The 20321-nt window shown below is 68.8% G+C and carries 18 protein-coding genes; 5 read left to right on the forward strand and 13 right to left on the reverse strand.

All coding sequences use genetic code 11. From position 1 onward, the window contains the following. Nucleotides 1-54: 54 nt before the first annotated feature. From BLS50_RS01185 to BLS50_RS01220, 8 genes are all read right to left on the reverse strand, one after another. On the reverse strand, nt 55-939 hold the full coding sequence (locus BLS50_RS01185; RefSeq protein WP_027807874.1) for a MurR/RpiR family transcriptional regulator: 885 nt from the start codon (nt 937-939) through the stop codon (nt 55-57). Between the two features lie 280 nt (nt 940-1219). Continuing rightward, nucleotides 1220-2392, reverse strand: coding sequence for a Gfo/Idh/MocA family protein (locus tag BLS50_RS01190; protein ID WP_074800098.1), 1173 nt, complete (start codon nt 2390-2392; stop codon nt 1220-1222). Between the two features lie 32 nt (nt 2393-2424). After that, a complete protein-coding gene (locus BLS50_RS01195; protein WP_074800101.1) occupies nt 2425-3351 on the reverse strand; it encodes a TIM barrel protein in 927 nt (308 codons plus the stop codon). 29 nt (nt 3352-3380) lie between these two features. Next, the gene (locus BLS50_RS01200) at nt 3381-4394 is read right to left on the reverse strand and encodes a Gfo/Idh/MocA family oxidoreductase (protein ID WP_027807877.1); all 1014 of its coding nucleotides are present in this window, start codon (nt 4392-4394) and stop codon (nt 3381-3383) included. A 70-nt stretch (nt 4395-4464) separates the two neighbouring features. Further along, a complete protein-coding gene (locus BLS50_RS01205; RefSeq protein ID WP_053523979.1) occupies nt 4465-5376 on the reverse strand; it encodes a sugar phosphate isomerase/epimerase family protein in 912 nt (303 codons plus the stop codon). Between the two features lie 44 nt (nt 5377-5420). Further along, a complete protein-coding gene (locus BLS50_RS01210; RefSeq protein WP_054927647.1) occupies nt 5421-6446 on the reverse strand; it encodes an ABC transporter permease in 1026 nt (341 codons plus the stop codon). Nucleotides 6447-6473: 27 nt separating this feature from the next. Continuing rightward, on the reverse strand, nt 6474-8048 hold the full coding sequence (locus BLS50_RS01215; RefSeq protein WP_074800104.1) for a sugar ABC transporter ATP-binding protein: 1575 nt from the start codon (nt 8046-8048) through the stop codon (nt 6474-6476). A gap of 68 nt (nt 8049-8116) precedes the next feature. Next, the gene (locus BLS50_RS01220) at nt 8117-9043 is read right to left on the reverse strand and encodes a sugar ABC transporter substrate-binding protein (RefSeq protein ID WP_074800106.1); all 927 of its coding nucleotides are present in this window, start codon (nt 9041-9043) and stop codon (nt 8117-8119) included. Nucleotides 9044-9360: 317 nt separating this feature from the next. Between BLS50_RS01220 and BLS50_RS01225 the strand changes: the two genes are divergently transcribed. From BLS50_RS01225 to BLS50_RS01245, 5 genes are all read left to right on the forward strand, one after another. Next, nucleotides 9361-11316: a bifunctional 5-dehydro-2-deoxygluconokinase/5-dehydro-2-deoxyphosphogluconate aldolase gene (locus BLS50_RS01225; protein WP_074800109.1), complete on the forward strand. Its 1956-nt coding sequence runs from the start codon at nt 9361-9363 to the stop codon at nt 11314-11316. A 46-nt stretch (nt 11317-11362) separates the two neighbouring features. Continuing rightward, on the forward strand, nt 11363-13246 hold the full coding sequence (gene iolD / locus BLS50_RS01230) for a 3D-(3,5/4)-trihydroxycyclohexane-1,2-dione acylhydrolase (decyclizing) (RefSeq protein ID WP_074800113.1): 1884 nt from the start codon (nt 11363-11365) through the stop codon (nt 13244-13246). A 61-nt stretch (nt 13247-13307) separates the two neighbouring features. Then, nucleotides 13308-14237 (forward strand): myo-inosose-2 dehydratase, encoded by a 930-nt coding sequence (iolE, locus tag BLS50_RS01235; RefSeq protein ID WP_027807884.1) that lies wholly within the window; start codon nt 13308-13310, stop codon nt 14235-14237. Nucleotides 14238-14293: 56 nt separating this feature from the next. Beyond that, nucleotides 14294-15112: a 5-deoxy-glucuronate isomerase gene (iolB, locus tag BLS50_RS01240; protein ID WP_074800115.1), complete on the forward strand. Its 819-nt coding sequence runs from the start codon at nt 14294-14296 to the stop codon at nt 15110-15112. A 125-nt stretch (nt 15113-15237) separates the two neighbouring features. Further along, complete coding sequence (locus BLS50_RS01245; protein ID WP_027807886.1) at nt 15238-15732, forward strand: heme-degrading domain-containing protein; 495 nt, start codon at nt 15238-15240, stop codon at nt 15730-15732. A 47-nt stretch (nt 15733-15779) separates the two neighbouring features. On the opposite strand, the gene BLS50_RS01250 is transcribed toward BLS50_RS01245, so the two are convergent. The 5 genes from BLS50_RS01250 to BLS50_RS01270 all read right to left on the reverse strand — a co-directional run bounded on the left by BLS50_RS01250 (nt 15780) and on the right by BLS50_RS01270 (nt 20318). After that, nucleotides 15780-16526 carry a glucose 1-dehydrogenase gene (locus BLS50_RS01250; protein ID WP_027807887.1) on the reverse strand — a complete coding sequence of 249 codons (747 nt, stop codon included), beginning with the start codon at nt 16524-16526 and terminating at the stop codon, nt 15780-15782. 184 nt (nt 16527-16710) lie between these two features. After that, complete coding sequence (locus tag BLS50_RS01255; protein ID WP_074800119.1) at nt 16711-17415, reverse strand: ABC transporter ATP-binding protein; 705 nt, start codon at nt 17413-17415, stop codon at nt 16711-16713. Then, a complete protein-coding gene (locus BLS50_RS01260; RefSeq protein WP_011545198.1) occupies nt 17412-18164 on the reverse strand; it encodes an ABC transporter ATP-binding protein in 753 nt (250 codons plus the stop codon). Before BLS50_RS01260 ends, BLS50_RS01255 begins: the two co-directional genes overlap by 4 nt. Continuing rightward, a complete protein-coding gene (locus tag BLS50_RS01265) occupies nt 18161-19390 on the reverse strand; it encodes a branched-chain amino acid ABC transporter permease (RefSeq protein WP_074800123.1) in 1230 nt (409 codons plus the stop codon). Before BLS50_RS01265 ends, BLS50_RS01260 begins: the two co-directional genes overlap by 4 nt. Beyond that, complete coding sequence (locus tag BLS50_RS01270; RefSeq protein ID WP_074800126.1) at nt 19383-20318, reverse strand: branched-chain amino acid ABC transporter permease; 936 nt, start codon at nt 20316-20318, stop codon at nt 19383-19385. The genes BLS50_RS01265 and BLS50_RS01270 overlap by 8 nt, the downstream gene beginning before the upstream one ends. Nucleotides 20319-20321 lie beyond the last annotated feature (3 nt).

Here is a 20321-nt window from a genome sequence, read left to right on the forward strand (position 1 = left end):
GGCCGGTGCGCCCTCCGCCGATCCGTTCGGCGGGCGGCGCACCGGCAGTCGGGATCAACCGGCCTTCGTGCCGTGCGCGCCGTCGGCGGTCGGCAGGTACGACAGCTCCAGCCGGTACGCGAGCGCGACGAACAGGCTCTGCGCGAGACCCATCGTGGCCGTCAGCGCGCGGAAACCGAACGTCGCGCTGTCCTGCACCATCAGCGTCACTTCCGCTTCCCGCGCGAGCGGGCTCATCCGGCTGTCGGTGATCGCGATCAAGCGTGCGCCGCGCTGCGCGGCCTGCTGCGCGACCTGCACGGTCTCGTCCGCATACGGCATGAACGAGATCGCGATCATCACGTCGCCCTTGCGCACCGAGCGGATCTGGCCGAGATGCATGCTGCCGAGCGCGTCGAACAGCCCGATGCGCTTGTCGGTGTGCTGCAGCGCATAGTCGAGATACACGGCGATCGGAAACGCGCGCCGCGACCCGGCGATCCAGATCGCCTGCGTATCGGCGAGCAGGTCGACGGCCTGCGCGAGTGCCTGCGAGTCGAGCGTCTGCCGCAACTGCTGCATCCCGGCAATGCTGCCCTTGATGAATTCGTCAGCGATCTGTTCGGGCTGCAGGCTCGACGAGCCGGCCTCGATCACGTCGCGCAGCCGCAGGTTGTACGCGCGCCCCGGCGCGATCTGCTGCGCAAGCCCCTCGCGGAACAGCCGCTGCATCTCGGAGAAGCCGGAGAAGCCGAAGTGCTTCGCGAAGCGCACGACGGCCGACGGCTGGACGCCGCAGGCTTCCGCGAGCGACTGGATGCCTTCCAGCCCAAGCTGGTCCCGATGCGTTTCCACGTGGCGCGCGATCACCTTCAGGCGATTGCTGAGGCCGTCGTACTCCTGCGTCAGGTGCTGCAGGAACGCCTCGACGGTGGCGGGAGGTTTCTCGGATGAGCTCATCGGATAGCGCGAAGTTGACGGCCCCGATGCGCGCGCGGCTGGCCGGCGCGGCCCGGGGCTCGACTGGATACATGCATGAAGGGCGAATTTAATCACGTTTGCGGCACGACCCGCGCCGCCGGCTCGCTCCCACGCGCTCGGTCATCACTTGCACACGCTCCACGGCAAGACTGGAAACGATTGTCCAACGCGCTCGCGGCGTCGTAAAGATCAGGGTGTCTACCGAGGCCGGCTGCCGCGACAAACCACGACGGAGCGCGGCGCAGCCGGCGTGCCCGATTCAACGATAGTCGACCCACACGCTGCCCGCATCGGCGGAACGCACGCAATTCTCGACCCAGCGCACGCCCTCGGCGCCCGCGTGGACGTCCGGAATGCGGATGGCCTTCACCGCCGCGGCGTCGCCGCGATCGGCCGCATCCATCGCGAGTGCAAACCGCGCGTACAGGTTCGACCATGCCTCGAACAGCCCTTCCGGGTGCCCGGCGCCGATGCGGTCTTCGCGCGTGGCGTTCGGACGCAGGTACGGCATCCCGCGATCGAGCACCTGCGCGGGCTGCCCCTGGATTTCGTAGCGCAACTGGTTCGGATGCTCGTCCCACCATTCGACGCTCGCCTTCGAGCCGATCACGCGCACCTTCTGCCCGTGCATCGAACCGGCGTTCACCGCGCTCGACCACACGTAGCCGATCGCGCCGGTGTCGTACTCCATGATCGTGAACGCGTTGTCCTCGAGCGGCGCGCGGCTCTTCACGAAGCTCTGCCGCGAACACATCAGCCGGCGGATCTTCAGTTCCGGCGCCATCACCTCGGAGATGTACAGCGGATGCGTGCCGATGTCGCCGAGCACGTAGCTCGGGCCGGCGAACTTCGGATCGACGCGCCAGCGCGCGGCCGCGCTCGCGGCCTCGACGCCTTCACTGTGGAAGCCGTGCGCGAACTGCATCTGCACGATGCGGATCTCGCCGAGGTCGCCGCGCGCGATCATCTCGCGCGCCTGCTCGATCATCTGGTGTCCGGAATAGCCGTACGCGACGCCGACGATCCGGTTTTTCTCGACCGACAGGCGCTGCAGCGCCTCGGCCTCCTCGGTCGTGAAGCACAGCGGCTTCTCGCAGACCACGTGCAGCCCGGCGTTCAGCGCGGCGCGGCAGATCTCGAAGTGCGTGTTGTTCGGCGTCGCGATCGACACCGCGCGGATGCCGTCCGGGCGACGCGCCTCGGCGTCGAACATCGTCGCGTAGTCGGGATAGCAGCGCTCGGCCGCGACGCCGAGCTTCACGCCGAACTGGCGGCCGCGCTCGGGATCGATATCGAATGCGCCGGCAACCAGCTGGAAGCTGCCGTCGCGCAGCGCGGCCGACCGGTGGCTGTAGCCGATCTGGCTGCCGAGCCCGCCGCCGACCATGCCCCAGCGAATCGAATGGCCAAGCAGAATCTGTCCGTCAATCATGATGGTGGTGTTCCTGGTGCGGGTTCAGGGGATCATGCAAAACCGGCCGACGCGAGAAACGCGCGGCTCGCGGCGACGTCGCGCAGGCTCGTGCCGGCGTTGCGCGGGTCGCGCTCCTGTTCGATCGTGATGTAGCCGGCGTAGCCGATGTCGTCGAGCGCGCGGCGGATCGCCTGGTAGTCGAGCACGCCGGTGCCGATCGGGCACATCACGCCGCGCGCGCAGGCCGCGAAAAACGCGATGTGCTCGCCCATCACCGCGTCGTACACGGCTGCGTCGATATCCTTGAAATGCACGTAGTCGAGCCGTGCCGCATGGCGGCGCAGCCACGTTTCCGGGTCCATGCCCGAGTAATGCAGGTGGCCGGTGTCGAGACACAGGCCCGCCGTCTCGGCCGGAATGTCGGCGACGATCCGGTCGATCTCGTCCGCGAACTCGATGTAGCCGCCCGCATGCGGATGGATCACCGCGCGCACGCCGAACTCGTCGCGCGCGATGGTGGCGATCTGCCGGATATGGTCGACCATCCGCGCCCAGCGCTCGTCGGACAGCCGCGGCGCGCGATCGCCGTGGCCGGCCGCGTAGTCGCGTTCCTCGTGGCCCCAGTCCATCACGACCAGGTATGGCGCCGCGTAGCGCTGACCGTCCTGCGTTGGCAGCTTCGGCAACCGCGTGATCAGCGCGCAGATGTCGCGCGTCTGGCGCAGCAGGTTCGGCAGGTTCTCCGGCGACACGAGATCGTCGAAGATCGTACCGGCCGTGATGCTCAGGCGCTGGCGTTCGAGTTCGGCGCTCACCACGTCGAGATCGAGCGGGATGTAGCCGTACGGCCCGAGCTCGATACCCGAGTAGCCGGCCTGCGCGGCCTCGGCAAGCACATGCCGCCACGGCGGCAGGTGCGGGTTCTTCACGTCGTCGACGCCCCAGCAACACGGCGCGCAGCCAATCTTCATCGTCATGTCGGTCTCTCCGGCAGGTCAGCGACCGGTCAGCCGCGATAGAACGCGGGACGCTCGGCCATCGCGATCGCCTCGACCGCGCCGCTCTGCTGGGCCCGCACGCACGCGTCGGCCGCGACCGCCGCCGCGTAGCCGTCCCACGCGGACGGCCCGGTCAGCGCGCCCTGCCGCACGCCGTCGATGAACGCTTGCAGCTCGACGTCGTAAGACGCGATGAAGCGCTCCTTCCAGTCGGTCATGATCTCGACCGATTGCCGCGCCGCATGCTTGAGCCCGACGGCCGGCGGATCGGGCAGCTTCGCGATGCCCTGCTCGCCGACGACCTCGCACTGGATGTCGTAGCCGTACTGGCAGTTCACGAAGATCTCGACATCGATGCGCACGCCGCTCGCGGTTTCGAGCAGCACGATCTGCGGATCGGCGAGATGCGCGGATGCATGGCGCGTCTTCTTCGGATAGACGACCTGCGCGCTCGCATAGTCCTCGCCGAGCAGCCAGCGCAGCACGTCGAGCTCGTGGATCAGCGTGTCGGTAATCGCCATGTCGGTCGTGTAGCGCTCGCCGACCGACTGGTTGCGGTGCGCGCAATGCAGCATCAGCGGCGCACCGATCTGGCCGCTGTCGATCACGCGCTTGAGCGCGCGATAGCCTTCATCGTACGGCCGCATGAAGCCGACCTGCACGAGCCGCTTGCCGTGCGCGACTTCGGCTTCGACGATCCGCATGCAGCCGTCGGCCGTGACGGCCAGCGGCTTCTCGCAGAACACCGGCTTGCCGTGCGCAATCGCGTCGAGCACGAACGCTTCGTGCGTCGGCCCCCACGACGTGACGAGCACGGCCTGCACGTCGGCGGCCGCGACCACTTCGTGGCCGTCGCCGTAGATCTCGGCGTCGAGCCCGTACTTCGTCACCGCGTCGCGCGCCTGCTGCGGATCGATGTCGTTGACGGCCACGACGCGCGCGCCGGACAGCGTGCGGGTCAGTCTGCGAATGTGGTCCTGGCCGATCGCGCCGCAGCCGATCACGCCGATTTGCAAGGTCATGCAGTTCTCTCCAGTCGTTCGTTCATCAGCGGCGCGGCCCGTGCCGCGCCGGTCAGCAATCGGTCATCAGTCAGCGCGCGGTGCGATCGAAATGGCGATCGACGTAGCGCTGGATCGCGTCGCGCATGTAGCGCGACGACGCTTCCGCGCGGTCTTCCCACGCGAACACGCACGACGACATCACGCCGTCGAAGCCGGCGGCGCCGAGTGCGCGGAAAAACACGTCCCAATCGATCTCGCCCTGCCCGATGTCGAGATGCTGGTGCACGCGGATCTGGTTCGAGCCGGGCGGGTTCACGATGTAGCGCAACTGGCTGCTCTTGCGGTGGTCGAACGTGTCGGCCACGCGCACGTGCGCGAGGATCGGCGCGGCCTGCGCGATCATCGCGGCCATGTCGTCGCCGTAGTAGAACGTGTGCGGCGCGATATACGACAGCTTCAACGACGGCGAATCGAGATTCGTGACGATGTCGATCGCCGGCTGCAACTGCTCGATCCAGTCCTCCGGATGCGGCTCGACCGACAGCACGATACGTTCGCGCTCGAGGATCGGCAGCAGTTCGTCCATCGAGCGGAACCACGCGGCCTCGCACAGCTCCTTCGGGTTCGCGCCCGGCCGCTCGCCGACCGAGCGCTCGGGCGACGCGCCGCGCCCGAACTCCGACACCATCAGCGGGCACTCCATCTCGACTGCCACCTCGATCGCCTTCTTCCAGCAGCGCACCGCCCATTGCCGCTCGTCGTCGAACGGGCTCGCCCAGCGGTACATCGGCTGCAGCGACGCGAGGCCCACGCCGCTCGCGCGCAGCGCCTGGCGGAATGCGGCCATGCGCTCGCGGGTCGCGCGCGGCATCACCCACCAGTCGAGAAAGTCGCTGCGCGGCGACAGCTCGATCTGGTCGTAGCCGAGCTCGGCCACCGCGTGCGGCAGCCGGTCGAGCGGCAGGTGGCGAATCATGTAGGGGTCCAGTGCGATCTTCATCTTCTTCCTGGGCAGTTTCGTGGTTTCGACAGGGTTGGAGTCGATCAGCGACGCGACTTCTTGTTGCGGTACTGATCGGCGATCACGGCCGCGACGATGATCGCGCCCTTGACCATCTCCTGGTAGTACGCGTCGATGCGGATGAACGTGAAGCCCGACGTCATCACGCCGAGGATCAGCACGCCGATCACGGTGCCCGTCACGCGGCCGAGGCCGCCCGACAGCGACGTGCCGCCGATCACGACGGCCGCGATCGCATCGAGCTCGTACATCACGCCCATGCCCGACTGGCCGGAGATCGCGCGCGCGGCCGTCACGGTGCCGGCGATCCCGCTCAACAGACCCGCGATCGCGTAGACGAAAATCAGGTGCCGCGTGACGTTGATGCCCGACACGACGGCCGCATGGCGGTTCGCGCCGATCGCGTAGGTGTACTTGCCGAAGCGCGTGTAGCGCAGCACGATGTGGAAGATCGCGGCCACCACCAGGAAGATGATCACCGGATTCGCCCCTGCGCCGATCGCCGCGAACGGGTCGGTCAGCATCGATACCGGCATCCCGTTGGTGAACCACTTCGCGAAGCCGCGCGCGGCGACCATCGTGCCGAGCGTCGCGATGAACGGCGGGATGCCCGTCAGCGCGATCAGCGTGCCGTTCAGCAGGCCCACCAGCAGCCCGACGCATACGCCGGCCAGCACCGGCCAGATGACCGGCAGGTCGGTGAGGTGCGGAAACACCGCGCGCGGGAAGTCGGACACCTGCGCGAGGCTCGCCGACACGACGGCGGCCGCCGCGACGACCGACCCGGACGACAGGTCGATCCCGCTGGTGATGATCACGAGGTTCACGCCGACCGCGATGATGCCGATCACGGCCATCTGCAGCACGATGATCTCGAGCCGCTCGGCATTGAACAGGAAGCTCTGGCCGACGACGATCCAGCCGACGACCTCGAAGAACAGGCTGATGCCGACCAGCACCAGGAAGATGCTCAGTTCGGGCGGCCACTTCGCATGCCGCGACTTGAGTGTCATGGTCTGCGCATCCGCGACCGGGTTCAGGTTGCCCATTTCAGTTGTCTCCAATCTTGTTGCGGCTCAGCGCGACGCGAGATCCATGATGCGGACCTGGTCGGCGTCCTTGCGATCGACGATGCCGGTCATGCGCCCTTCGTGCATCACCATCACGCGATCGCTCATCCCCAGCACTTCCGGCATTTCCGACGAGATCATCAGCACCGCGACGCCCTTGCCGACGAGCGCGCTGACGAGCCGGTGGATCTCGGCCTTCGCGCCGACGTCGATGCCGCGGGTCGGTTCGTCGAGGATCAGGATGCGCGGCTGCGTGAGCAACCATCGGCCGATCAGCACCTTCTGCTGGTTGCCGCCCGACAGGTTCTGGATTTCCTCGTGCAGCCCGGGCGACTTCACGCGCAGCATCCGGCTCATTTCCTCGCAGTCGCGCTTCAACTGCGCCTGCTGCACGAAATTGAACTTCACGTAGCGGCGGCTCAGCACCGCCGCTTCCATGTTCGCGAGCAGGTCGAGATTCAGGAAGCAGCCGGAATCCTTGCGGTCCTCGGTGAGAAACGCCATCCCGTGCTTCATCGCCTGTGCGGGCGTCGAAATACGCACCGGCTTGCCGTCGATGCGGATCTCGCCCGAGGTGGCCGGCACGACGCCGAACAGCGCCTCCGCGACATTCGAGCGCCCCGAGCCGACGAGGCCCGCGACGCCGAGGATTTCACCCGCGCGCAGCTCGAAGCTCACGTCGCGGAACACGCCGTCGACGCAGAGATCCTTCACCGACAGCACGACGTCGCCGATCAGCACGTCTTCTTTCGGGAACATCTGCGTGATCTCGCGCCCGACCATCATGCGGATGATGTCGTCGCGCGTGACGTCGCTCGACGCATGCGTGCCGATGTACTTGCCGTCGCGAAACACCGAGAACTCGTCGGCGATCTCGAACAGCTCGTTCATCTTGTGGGTGATGTAGACGATGCCCTTGCCCTGCTCGCGCAGCTGGCGAATGATGCGGAACAGGTGCGTGACTTCCTTGTCGGTCAGCGCGGAGGTCGGCTCGTCCATGATCAGCACGTCCGAGTCGAACGACACGGCCTTCGCGATCTCGACCATCTGGCGGCTCGCGACGGTCAGCGTGCGCACGTCGGTCTCCGGATCGATGTCGATCGACAGCCGCTCGAACAGCGCGGCCGTGCGGCGGCGCAGCTCGGCGTGATCGATCAGGCCGAAGCGGTTCTTCGGTTCGCGGCGGATCCAGATGTTCTCCGCGACCGTCATGTACGGCATCAGGTTGAGTTCCTGATGGATCATCGCGATGCCGCGGTCGAGCGCATCGAGCGGGCCGTTCAGCACGACCGGTTCGCCGTTGATCAGGATTTCGCCCTGGTCGGGCGTGTAGACGCCCGCGATGATCTTCATCAGCGTGGACTTGCCCGCGCCGTTCTCGCCCATCAGCGCATGCACGGTGCCGCGGCGCACGCGGAACTGCACGCCGTCGAGCGCGACGACGCCGGGAAAGGACTTGCCGACGCCGCGCACCTCGAGCACGCAGTCGGCCATGGGCGCACCGGACGAACCGGGCGCGGCGGACGACGCGGCCGGTGCGCTTTCGCTGGCCATCGAGCGCGCGATCCTGGCTGTAAACATGGACGTTCCTCGAAAATCGCGCGCGAACCCGGTCGCGCCGGGCCCGCGCAGTTCAGCGGAAAAACCGGTCAGTGCTTCGCGTACTGGTTCATGTTCTCCGGCGTCACGAGTTCGAACGGCACGTTCACGTAGCGATCGACCGGCTGCTTCTTCGCGAGCTTGAGCGCCGCGGCCACCGCCTGCGCGCCCTGCCCGGTCGCGTTCTGGTAGACCGACACCTTCAGCTCGCCGGCCTTCATCGCCGCGAGGCCGTCCGGCGTCGCGTCGATACCGGCGACGACCGTCTTCGGCGTGAGCTTGCGCGCGGCCTTCAGCGCGTTGATCGCGCCGATCGCCATTTCGTCGTTGTTCGACACGATCGCGTCGAACTTCGTCCCGGAGCTTAGCCAGTTCATCGTGATGTCCTGGCCCTGTGTGCGGCTCCACTTGCCTTCGCGCTTGTCGACGATCTTCATGCCCGAGCATTCCTTCGTCGCGATCACGTCCTCGATGTCCTTGGTGCGGGCGCGCGCCGATTCGTTGGACAGCTCGCCCATTAGCACCAGGAGATCGCCCTTGCCGCCGAGCAGCTTGCACACCTGGCGCGCCTGCAGCGTGCCCGACTGCTTTTCGTCGGACGCGACGACCGCGACGCCGGCCGGCAGCTTGTCGAAGTCGACCGGCTTGCGGTTCACGTAGATGAGCGGGATCTTCGCCGCGGTCACCATCTTCGTGATCTTCGGCGTCGCGTCGGTATCGACCGGATTCACGATGATCGCGTCGACCTTCTGCGCGATCATGTTCTGGACCTGGCTCAACTGCTTGCCGACGTCATTGCCGCCGTCCTCGATCTGCACCGTCGCGCCGTCCTTCTTCGCCGAATCGGCGATGCTGTTGCGCAGGATGGTCAGGAACGTGTCGTCGAACGATGCCATCGTCACGCCGATCTTCTCGGCATGCGCGAGCGGCGCAGCCAGGATCGCGGCGGCCGCGACGGCCATCAGCTTGGTCTTCATGATCAATCTGTCTCCTCATCTCCGGGGGGCGGAAGACGGCGCGTTGCGCGCCGCCGGGCCGAGTCCGATCTGGTCCGATCGGGACTGAAGCATCCGGATGAAACTGTAGATCACTTCCTCGAAAATTTGGAAATTTATTTCTACGTGATTTCACCTAGGGAACTGTATTTCCAAAAAGTCTAGACTCCGTTCCGTAGCCCGACTCCCGGTGGCAGGCAGCCTCGTGTCGTGCGGCATAGGCCGCGGACAGTCGCCACCGGATCGGTCCCCTAATCTGCCGGCAGCGCCGAACGCCGGCCGCGAGCGTGACACGTGATATGAGCCTGCTGAACTTTCCGAGTGACCGCCCCATCGATCTCGCCTGCCTCGGCCGCGTGGCCGTGGATCTCTATGCGCAGCAGTACGGCAGCCGCCTCGAGGACGCGCGCAGCTTCCAGATGTATCTCGGCGGCTCGTCGGGCAACGTCGCGTTCGGCGTCGCGCGGCTCGGGCTGAAGACCGCGATGATTTCGCGCGTCGGCGACGAGCAGATGGGCCGCTTCCTGCGCGAGACGCTCGAGCGCGAAGGCTGCGACACGAGCCAGCTGCAGACCGACCGCGAGCGCCTCACCGCGCTGGTGCTGCTCGGACTGAAGGATCGAGATACGTTCCCGCTGCTGTTCGTGCGCGAGAACTGTGCGGACATGGCCGTGCGCGCCGACGAGATCAGCGAGGATTTCATCGCCGGTTGCCGCGCACTGGCGATCACCGGCACGCATCTGTCGACGCCGGGCACGCGCGAGGCGTCGCTGACTGCGCTCGGATATGCGCGCCGCCACGGCGCCGTGCGCATCCTCGACATCGACTACCGGCCGGTGCTGTGGGGGCTGACCGCACGCGGCGCCGGCGAAAACCGCTACGTGCCCGACGCGCAGGTGACACGGCAACTGCAGCAGGTGCTCGGCGAATTCGACCTGCTGGTCGGCACCGAGGAGGAATTCCTGATCGCGGGCGGTGTGCCGCACGACCTGATCGGGTCGTTGCAGGCGGTGCGCGCGATCACGAACGCGACGCTGGTCGTCAAGCGCGGCGCGCTCGGCTGCTGCGTGATCGAAGGCGACATTCCGGCCGGCATCGACGCTGCGCCGACCTTTCTCGGCGAGCGCGTCGAAGTGCTGAACGTGCTCGGTGCGGGCGATGCGTTCCTGTCCGGCCTGCTGTCGGGGTTGCTGCGCGGGTGCGACTGGGCCGAATCGACGCGCATCGCGAACGCGTGCGGCGCGATCGTCGTGTCGCGCCATGCGTGCTCGGCCGCGATGCCGACGCCGGCGGAACTCGCGCACTGGTTCGACGGCAGCCGCAATCCGCAGGTCGACGCCGACCGCACGCTCGCGCACCTGCATCGCGTGACGGTGCCACGCCGCGAATGGGACGACCTGTGCGTGATGGCGTTCGACCATCGCAGCCAGTTCTACGAGCTGGCGGTGCAGGCCGGCGCGGACGAAGCGCGGATCAAGACGCTGAAGCGCCTGCTGGTGCGTGCGGTCGAACAGGTCGAGCGCGATCGCGGCATCGCCGGCCACGTCGGCGTGCTGATCGACGGCGGCGCGTACGGCAGCGACGCGCTCGCGTCGGCCACCGGGCGCGGCTGGTGGGTCGGCCGTCCGGTCGAGCTGCCGGGCTCGCGGCCGTTGCGGTTCGACGACACGCGCTCGGTCGGCTCGTCGCTCACGCACTGGCCGACCGAACAGGTCGTGAAGTGCCTCGTCCACTATCACCCCGACGACCCCGTCGACCTGCGCGTCGAGCAGGAGCAGCGCGTGCTGGAACTGTGGGAAGCCACGCGTGCGAGCGGCAACGAGCTGCTGCTGGAAATGATTCCGCCGCGCGCGGTCACGCCGGCCGGCACCGAGGACGACGCGGTGCTGCGCACGATCGCGCGCTTCTACAACCTCGGCGTGAAGCCCGAATGGTGGAAGCTCACGCCGCTCACCGCCGACGGCTGGGCGCGGCTCGCCGCGCTGATCGCCGAGCGCGACCCGCACTGCCGCGGCGCGGTGATCCTCGGGCTGAACCAGCCGCTGCAATACCTCGTCGACAGCTTCCGCTCGGCGACCAACCCGATCGTCAAGGGCTTCATGGTCGGGCGCACGCTGTGGGCCGATGCGTCGCTGAACTGGTTCGCGGGCCGGATCGACGATCAGGCGCTGATCGACGAAGTGGCCGGCAACTTCGCGCAACTGGTCGACGCGTGGCTGGGCCGCCGTACCGCCGCGCGCGCCGCCGCGGCCTGATGCCCGTGTTCGTGACGACCACCCGACTTCTCTCTATCGACCGACGATGACCACCACCGTAAGACTGACCGTCAGCCAGGCGCTCGTGCGCTACCTGGCCGCCCTGCGCGCCGAAGTCGTCCAGCCCGACGGCCGCACCGAGATCCTGCCGTACTGCGGCGGCGTGTTCGCGATCTTCGGCCACGGCAACGTGGCCGGGCTCGGCGAAGCGCTGCACGCGGAGAAAGACCGGCTGCCGACGTTTCGCGCGCACAACGAGCAAGGGATGGCCAATGCGGCCGTCGCGTTCGCGAAAGCGAATTTCCGCCAGCGGATGATGGCCGCGACGTCGAGCATCGGCCCCGGCGCGACCAACATGCTGACCTCGGCCGCGCTCGCGCACGTCGGCCGCTTGCCGCTGCTGCTGCTGCCCGGCGACGTGTTCGTGTCGCGGCTGCCCGACCCGGTGCTGCAGCAGGTCGAGGATTTCGAACAGGGCGACGTCAGCGCGAACGACTGCTTCCGGCCCGTGACGCGCTACTTCGACCGCATCACGTCGCCCGAGCAACTGCTCGTCGCGCTGCCGCGCGCGATCCAGGTGATGACCGATCCCGCGCAATGCGGGCCCGTGTGCCTCGCGCTGCCGCAGGACGTGCAGACCTTCGCGTACGACTGGCCCGAGGATTTCTTCGCGCCGCCGCTGATCCGGATGCGCCGGCCGCCGGCCGACGCGCTCGAACTCGCCGATGCGCTCGACGTGCTGAAGGCCGCGAAGAAGCCGCTGATCGTCGCCGGCGGCGGCGTGCTGTACAGCCAGGCGTGGGATGCGCTGCGCACGTTCGCCGACACGCACGGCGTGCCGGTCGCCGAATCGCAGGCCGGCAAGGGCAGCCTCGCGTGGGATCACCCGCTGAACCTCGGCTCGATCGGCGTGACGGGCTCGCCCGCCGCGAACCGCGCGGCCGCGCAGGCCGACGTCGTGTTCGCGGTCGGCACGCGGCTGCAGGATTTCACGACCGGCTCGCACGCGCTCTACGGCGACGCGACGCTGCTGAGCCTGAACGTGCAGCCGTTCGACGCGGGCAAGAAGCGCGGCCGGCAACTGGTGGCCGATGCGCGCACCGGCCTCGGGCAACTGTCGGCCGCGCTGGCCGGCTGGCGCGCCGACGCGGCGTGGACCGCCGCGAACCGCGACCAGGCCGCCGCGTGGAACGCACGCGTGACGGACCTGACCACCCGGATTCCGAAGGACACGCTGCCGTACGACGCCGAAGTGATCGGCGCGGTGCGCGACTCCGCGGCCGACGCGGGGCGCGACAGCGCGCGCGACGACCTGGTCGTGTGCGCGGCCGGCACGCTGCCGGCCGAACTGCACAAACTGTGGCGCAGCGGCGTACCGGGCAACTACCACATGGACTATGCGTATTCGTGCATGGGCTACGAAGTCGCGGGCGGCCTCGGCGCGAAGCTCGCGCGGCCCGAGCGCGAAGTGATCGTGATCGTCGGCGACGGCTCGTACATGATGCTCAACGCCGAACTCGCGACCTCCGTGATGCTCGGCCGCAAGATCATCGTCGTGATCCTCGACAACCGCGGCTACGGCTGCATCGAGCGGCTGCAACTCAATTGCGGCGGCGCGAGCTTCAACAACATGCTCGACGACTGCGTGCCCGAAGGCGGCGAACGCTCGACGATCGACTTCGCGATGCATGCACGCGCGATGGGCGCCGAAGCCGTGCACGTGCGCGACATTGCCGAGCTGCGCCACGAAATGAAGCGCGCGCGTGCGGCGACGACCAGTCAGGTGCTCGTGATCGACACCACGCACCAGCGCACGACCGACGACGGCGGCGCGTGGTGGGAAGTCGCGGTGCCGCAGGTGTCCGAACGCGCCGGCGTCGTGGACGCACACCGCGCGTATCTCGACGCGAAAAACCGCCAGCGGCGCTGATCCGCTCACCCTTTCCATCGGCCGCGCCGAGACAACACCATTCGAATCAAGGAAGCACGTCATGAGCTGGAACGTCCGCATCGGTATCAATCCCCTGTCGTGGATGAACGACGATCTGCCGTCGCTCGGCGGTGAGACGCCGCTCGAAACGGCGCTGAAGGAAGGCGCCGAAATCGGCTATGCGGGCTTCGAGCTCGGCAACAAGTTTCCGAAGACAGGCCCCGAACTGAAAGCGAAGCTCGCCGAATTCGGGCTCGTGTGCGTGTCGGGCTGGTATTCGGGCTTCCTCGCGGAGCTCGCGCCGGGCATGACCGACGCCGATGCGGTCGCCGCCGAAATCGAGCGCTGCCGCGCGCACATGACGAAGCTGCAGTACAACGACGTGAAAGTCGTCGTGTACGGCGAATGCGCGGGGACGATCCAGGGCAACATCGACACGCCGGTCGCGAAGCGGCCGCGTTTCGTCGACGACGCAGCGTGGCGGCGCTATGCGGCGCGCCTCGACGCGTTCGGCGCGCACCTGCTCGACACGTACGGCATCAAGCTTGCCTACCATCACCACATGGGCGCGTACGTCGAGTCGCCGGACGACGTCGACCGGCTGATGGCGCTGACCGATCCGGCGAAGGTGTTCCTGCTGTTCGACACCGGCCACGCGTATTTCGGCGGCGCGGCCGACCCGGTCGCGCTGCTGAAGAAGCACGTATCGCGCGTCGCGCACGTGCATTGCAAGGACGTGCGGCCGCAGGTCGTCAACCAGGCGCGCAACGACGGCTGGAGCTTTTTGAACGGCGTGATCAACGGCACCTTCACGGTGCCGGGCGACGGCGCGCTCGACTACGACGCGACGCTGCGCACGCTGAAGGACGCCGGCTACGAAGGCTGGCTCGTCGTCGAGGCCGAGCAGGACCCGGCCGTCGCGCCGAGCTATGCGTATGCGAAGAAAGGCTACGAATCGCTGCGCGCAATCGTCGACCGGTTGAGCGCGTGAGCCGGCACGAAGGCGCGTGAGCGCTCGAGCCCTATCCTATTGCGGAGACCCATTTCATGACGATTTCTCCCCTGCTGATCAAGGCATCCGCCGACCGCGAGATCTGCAACGTCACGCCCGAATCGGCCGGCTGGAAGCATGTCGGCTTTCGCGCGCTGCGCCTGAAGGCCGGCGACATCGAAACGCTCGACACCGGCACGCGCGAACTGTGCGTCGTGGTGCTGACGGGCACGGTGCGTGCCGAAGTCGACGGCGAAACCTACGATGCACTCGGCAAGCGCGACAGCGTGTTCGAGGACGTGTCTCCGGACGCGCTGTACGTACCGGGCGGCAAGCGCGTCACGCTGGTCGCGACGCGCGATGCGGAAGTCGCGCTGTGCACGGCGCCGTACGCGAGCGGCGACAAGCGCGTGCTGCGCCTCGACGGCGAGCGGATGCGCCGCTCGGTGCGCGGGCAAGGCACCAACACGCGCTACGTATGCGACATCCTGATGGGCGACAATCCGGCCGCCGACCGGCTGCTCGTCGTCGAAGTCGTCACGCCGGCCAGCCATTCGAGCAGCTATCCGCCGCACAAGCACGACCGCGACGCGGCGCCCGACGAGACGTCGCTCGAGGAAACCTATTACCACCGGATCGATCCGCCGCAGGGTTTCGCGTTCCAGCGCGTGTACACCGACGATCGCAGCCTCGACGAGGCCTGCGCGGTCGAGAACCATGACGTCGTGATGGTGCCGCGCGGCTATCACCCGGTGGTCGCGCCTCACGGCTACAACCTGTACTACCTGAACGTGATGGCGGGCCCGAGCCGCGCGTGGGCGTTCAAGAACGATCCCGCGCACGAGTGGATGCTCGACGCGGCGCCGAAACGTTGAAGTGCTGAAGAAGTGCTGACGTGCTGAAACGCCGAAGCACTGAATGGAACACGGGCCCTCGCGCGGCCCCTGACGATGCGACGCCCGGCACGCGCGTACCGCGCCGGCAACGCTACGGAGCCGCCATGGTGACGCCCCCCTTTCGCCTCGCACCCCACGCCTTCGACGACGACGCGTCGAACCCGGCGCTGCCGCACTTCAATGCGGCCGTCGCACGTCGAATGGGCGAAATCGCGGTCAACCTCGCGTCGCGACGCGGACTGCCGATCGCGGTCGGCATCGTCGGCGGGCATGCACCGCTGTTCTACTGCGCGCTCGACGGCAGCGGCGCGCACGACGGCGATGCGATCCGCCGCCGGCAGAACACGGTGCTGCGTTTCGGCCAGAGTTCGCTCGCGGTCGGCGCTTGCTTCCGGCGTGCCGGCTGGTCGCTGCGCTCGCAGGGCCTGTCGGACGACGACTATGCGCTCGACGGCGGCGGTGTGCCGTTGCGGGTCGCCGGGGCCGGCATCGTCGGCGCGATGACGATCGCGGGGCTCGGCTCCGAAGCCAATCACGCGCTCGTCGTCGAATGCCTGCGCTGGCACGTCGGCGCGAATGCGCTCGCAATGAGCGCGTAGCGGCGCGAACGGCGCACACGCACCGTTCGCGTGGACTGCGTGGATGCTCAGCGCAGCCCGCCGCTCGCGACGAGACGCTCGCCGGTCAGCCAACGTGCATCGTCCGACGCGAGAAATACGGCGACCGACGCGATGTCGTTCGGCTCGCCGAGGCGGCCGAGCGGCGTCTGGCTACGCACCTGTGCGTCCATATCGGAACCGATGATGCCCGCGCTGTGCGTGCCTTCGGTCACGACCATCCCCGGGTTGATCGCGTTCACGCGGATCTTGCGCGGGCCGAGTTCGAGCGCGAGCACGCCGGTGATCGCGTCGACCGCACCCTTCGTGCCGCTGTACACGGCGCTGGCCGGCGGCGTGATGCTGGTCACCACCGAGCTGATGTTGATGATGCTCGCGCCTTCGCCGAGATGCTTGACCGCGGCCTGCGTGGTCAGCAGCACGCCGAACACGTTCGTGTCGAACTGCCGGCGGTAGTGTTCCTCGGTGATCGCTTCGATCGGTGCGAATTCGTACACGCCGGAGTTGTTGACGAGCACGTCGAGACGGCCGTACGTGTCGATCGCGGTATCGACGATGCGCTGCGCATCGGCGGCCTTCGACACGTCGCCGCCGACCGCGACCGCGCGGCCGCCCGCTTCGGTGATCGCGCTCACGACCGCGTCCGCACCCGCCTTGCTGCTCGCGTAGTTGACGACGACCGCTGCGCCTTCGTCGGCCAGTGCCTTCGCGATTGCCGCGCCGATGCCCTTGGATGCGCCCGTGACGATCGCGACCTTGCCTGTCAGCTTGCTCATGATTTCATTCCTCAGTCCGAAGACGTTCGATGGATGGTGCCGGTTGCCGCGACGATGCGTTGACGCGTCGACGCGTTGTGAGGGCGACCGGCCTGACTGGCAATGTACGTTGCGGCACCGCAGCGATAAAGCGGCTCGATGCGAATTGACTGGCGGAGTTTGCCGAACAATCGACCGGACGCGGTCAGCCGGCGCTCAACCACGCATCGGCGACCTCGCCGCCCAGGCCGTCGAGCGCACCGTCGTAGACGATCCGTCCGCGCCCCATCACCGCGACGCGCCGCGCGAGCCTCGGTGCGAGCTGCAGCCGCTGCTCGATCAGCATGATCGCGACGCCGTCGGCCTGCAGCGCGGCGAGGCACGCGCCGACTTCGTTGACCGCGAGCGGCGCGAGCCCCTCGGCCGGCTCGTCGACGATCAGCACGCGCGGGCGCCCGGCGAGTGCGCGCACCAGCGCGAGCACCTGCTGCTCGCCGCCCGACAGCCGCCCGGCTTTCACGTCCGCGCGCGCGGCCAACAGTGGAAAACGCTCGAACAGACGATCGAGCGCCGTGCGTTCGGCGGCGCCGCTCGCGCCGCGCAAACCGAGCCGCAGGTTGTCGCGCACGCTCAGCAGCGGAAACACGTCGCGGCTTTCAGCCACGTAAGCAACGCCGCGCCGCGCGATCTCGAACGTGCGCGCCCCCGCGCATTCGGCGCCGGCGATGCGCACCGAGCCGGCCGTGCGTACGAGCCCCATCACGGCCTTCGCGAGTGTCGAGCGTCCCGAGCCGTTGCGGCCGAGCAGCGCGAGCGTCTCGCCCGGCGCGAGCGCGAGATCGACGCCGTCGAGCACGGGCTGCCTCCCGTACCACGCGCGCAGCCCGCGAATGTCGAGCACGGCGTTCATGCCGCGCCCTCGCCCAGGTACGCGGCGCGCACGCTCGGATCGGCGCGGATCGCATCGGGCGCGCCGGTCGCGACCACCGCGCCGCGCACGAGCACCGTGATGCGTTCGGCGAAACCGAACACCGCGTCCATGTCGTGCTCGATCATCAGCACCGTGCGGCCCTGCGTCGTCGCACGGATCAGCGCGATCATCCGCGCCGCCTGCGCGCGGCTCATGCCGGCCGTCGGCTCGTCGAGCAGCAGCGTACGTGCACCGCTCGCGAGCGCGATCCCGAGATCGAGCGCGCGTTGCTCCGCATAGCTCAGTTCGCCGGCCGGCGTATCGCGCCGCGCGTCGAGGCCGATGTCGTGCAGCACGCGCGCGGCCGCGAGATCGACCGACGCCGATTCGCGCAGCCGGTTCCACCAGCGCCGCCGCTCGGCCGGCGCATGCAGCGCCGCGCAGCGCAGGTTGTCGAATACGCTGAGGCGCGCGAATGCGCTCGTCTGCTGGAAACTGCGGCCGATGCCGAGGCGGCTCGCGACGACCGGCCCGCGCCCGCGCAGCTCGACGCCGTGCAGCATGACGCGCCCGCGCGTCGGGCGCGTCGCCCCGGCGATCACACCGAACAGCGTCGACTTGCCCGCGCCGTTCGGCCCGATCAGCGCGTGGCGTTCGCCGGCCGCGATGCTCAGATCGACGCCGTCGAGCACGGTCTGCGCGCCGAAGCGCTGCACCACGCCGTGCAGCGCGATCGCGTTGCCGTTCATCGTGCGTCCTCCTGCGTGGCGACCGCCGCGCCGTGCCCGAGCCGCGCGCGCCAGCCCCACAGCAGCGTGCCGATGCCTGCCGCCGAAGCCGCGACGGCCCAGCCGACCGGCGTATCGGCGTCGATGCCCCATGCGCCGAACGCGAGGCCCGTGCCGTCGTCCTGCGCGAAGCGCCACGCATAGCCGAGCTCGGCCGCGCAGACGATCGCGACGCCCCAGAACACGCACGCCCCGATCGCGCACAGCACCCGCCAGCGCTCGGTCGCCGGCACATCGCGCCGCAATGCATGCGCGAGTGCCTGCGCGATGCCGGCGATCCCGCCCGGCGCGGCCACGACGACCGCGACGAACAGCACGCCCAGATACAGCGCCCACGCACGCGACACGCCCGCGACGCCGATACTCAGCGCGGTCAGCACGGCCGCGCCGGCCGCCGGCCCGAAGAACGCACCGGTACCGCCGATCACCGCGGCGATCAGCACGGTCGCCGAGCGCGCCATCGACACGCTGTCGGGCGTCGCGAGTTCGACGTCGATCAGCGTCAGCGTGCCGGCGACGCCGGCGAAGAACGATGCGCAGGTGACCATCGCGAGCCGCACGCGGCGCGGATCGGTGCCGAGCGCCGCGACGCGCGCCGGGTTGTCGCGCACCGCGTTCGCGAGCCGCGCGAGCGGCGTGCGCGTCAGCACATGCATGGCCGCCGCCGACACGACGCACCACGCGGCGATCAGCGCATACGCGTGGGCCGGCGCGCCGAAATACCCGTTGCCCCACGGCGCGCCGCTCGCCCGGTCGATCGGCACGCCGCCGATCCCGCCGAACCACGCGGGCACGCTCCACGCGGCGGCCGCGACGCATTCGCCGAGCCCGAGCGTGATCATCGCGAACGCGGTGCCCGAGCGGCGCGTCGCCAACAGCCCGGCGACGAACCCGAAGCCCGCGCCGGCCATGCCGCCGACGAGCGGCAGCAGCGGCAGCGGGCCGCCGACGTGATTGAACCAGTGCGCGGCCGCGAACGCGCCGAGGCCCGCGAACGCCGCATGCCCGAACGACAGCAGCCCGGTCGTGCCGAGCTGCAGGTTGTACGACAGCGCGAGCACGACGAGCGCGGCCGTCTGCGCGAGATAGCCGAGCACCGCACCATGCGGCCACAGCCACGCGGGCAGCGCGACGCACGCGGCGAACAGCGCCCAGCGCATGCATCCGGCCACTGCGCGGCTACGCATCGACACGCTCGCCGAACAGCCCACGCGGCCGCGCGACCAGCACCGCGACGAGCAGCAGGTACGGCACCAGCGGCGCCAGTTGCGCGATCGACACCGCTGCCACGCTGTCGGGCAGCGCGATGCCCGTCCATTGCGCGAGATCGCGCAGCGACGTGTCGCTCGCGGCCGCGAAGGTCTGCGCGAAGCCGACCGCGAGCGACGCGACGAACGCGCCGCCGAGCGAGCCAAGCCCGCCGATCACGACCACCGCGAACACGACCGACCCGACCGTCTCGGCGAGCGCCGGTTCGATCACCGCGAGCGGCGCGCCGATCACGCCGGCCAGCGCCGCGAGCGCGGTGCCCGCGCCGAACAGCGCCGTCATCACGCGCGGCACGTCGTAGCCGAGCGCCTCGACCGCCGCGCGATGCGTGAGCGCCGCGCGCACGACGAGCCCGATACGCGACGCGCGCAGCAGCACGCCGAGCGCGACCAGCATCGTCGTGGACATCGCCATCATGAACAGCCGGTAACGCGGCAAGGCGAGACCGAACACGGTCACGGGCGCGCCGTCGAACAGCGGCGGCACCGGCGCCGGCAGCGGCGCGAGGCCCCACACGAGTTTCGCGCCCTCGCCGATCAGGTATGCAAGACCGAAGGTCAGCAGCAGTTCGCTCGTATGGCCGCGCGCCTGCACGCGGCGCAGCAGCGCGCGTTCGCAGCCGGCGCCGAGCAGCCCGACCGCCAGCGGCGCGAGCACGAGCGCGGGCCAGAAGCCCGCCCAGCCCGCGATGCTGTAGCCGACGTACGCACCGAGCATGTAGAAACTCGCATGCGCGAAGTTGAGCACACCCTGCACGCTGAAGATCAGCGTGAGGCCGGCCGACAGCATGAACAGCAGCAAGCCGTAGCTGAGGCCGTTGAAGGCCTGGAGCGCGAACGCGTGCACCGC

This window comes from Burkholderia orbicola (genome assembly GCF_900100915.1).
GTDB lineage: Bacteria > Pseudomonadota > Gammaproteobacteria > Burkholderiales > Burkholderiaceae > Burkholderia > Burkholderia orbicola.

Bases quoted from the DNA above. Each gene is read 5' to 3' on its own strand.
- BLS50_RS01185 (WP_027807874.1), bottom strand. From the start codon at position 939: ATGAGCTCATCCGAGAAACCTCCCGCCACCGTCGAGGCGTTCCTGCAG.
- BLS50_RS01190 (WP_074800098.1), bottom strand. From the start codon at position 2,392: ATGATTGACGGACAGATTCTGCTTGGCCATTCGATTCGCTGGGGCATG.
- BLS50_RS01195 (WP_074800101.1), bottom strand. From the start codon at position 3,351: ATGACGATGAAGATTGGCTGCGCGCCGTGTTGCTGGGGCGTCGACGAC.
- BLS50_RS01200 (WP_027807877.1), bottom strand. From the start codon at position 4,394: ATGACCTTGCAAATCGGCGTGATCGGCTGCGGCGCGATCGGCCAGGAC.
- BLS50_RS01205 (WP_053523979.1), bottom strand. From the start codon at position 5,376: ATGAAGATCGCACTGGACCCCTACATGATTCGCCACCTGCCGCTCGAC.
- BLS50_RS01210 (WP_054927647.1), bottom strand. From the start codon at position 6,446: ATGGGCAACCTGAACCCGGTCGCGGATGCGCAGACCATGACACTCAAG.
- BLS50_RS01215 (WP_074800104.1), bottom strand. From the start codon at position 8,048: ATGTTTACAGCCAGGATCGCGCGCTCGATGGCCAGCGAAAGCGCACCG.
- BLS50_RS01220 (WP_074800106.1), bottom strand. From the start codon at position 9,043: ATGAAGACCAAGCTGATGGCCGTCGCGGCCGCCGCGATCCTGGCTGCG.
- BLS50_RS01225 (WP_074800109.1), top strand. From the start codon at position 9,361: ATGAGCCTGCTGAACTTTCCGAGTGACCGCCCCATCGATCTCGCCTGC.
- iolD (WP_074800113.1), top strand. From the start codon at position 11,363: ATGACCACCACCGTAAGACTGACCGTCAGCCAGGCGCTCGTGCGCTAC.
- iolE (WP_027807884.1), top strand. From the start codon at position 13,308: ATGAGCTGGAACGTCCGCATCGGTATCAATCCCCTGTCGTGGATGAAC.
- iolB (WP_074800115.1), top strand. From the start codon at position 14,294: ATGACGATTTCTCCCCTGCTGATCAAGGCATCCGCCGACCGCGAGATC.
- BLS50_RS01245 (WP_027807886.1), top strand. From the start codon at position 15,238: ATGGTGACGCCCCCCTTTCGCCTCGCACCCCACGCCTTCGACGACGAC.
- BLS50_RS01250 (WP_027807887.1), bottom strand. From the start codon at position 16,526: ATGAGCAAGCTGACAGGCAAGGTCGCGATCGTCACGGGCGCATCCAAG.
- BLS50_RS01255 (WP_074800119.1), bottom strand. From the start codon at position 17,415: ATGAACGCCGTGCTCGACATTCGCGGGCTGCGCGCGTGGTACGGGAGG.
- BLS50_RS01260 (WP_011545198.1), bottom strand. From the start codon at position 18,164: ATGAACGGCAACGCGATCGCGCTGCACGGCGTGGTGCAGCGCTTCGGC.
- BLS50_RS01265 (WP_074800123.1), bottom strand. From the start codon at position 19,390: ATGCGTAGCCGCGCAGTGGCCGGATGCATGCGCTGGGCGCTGTTCGCC.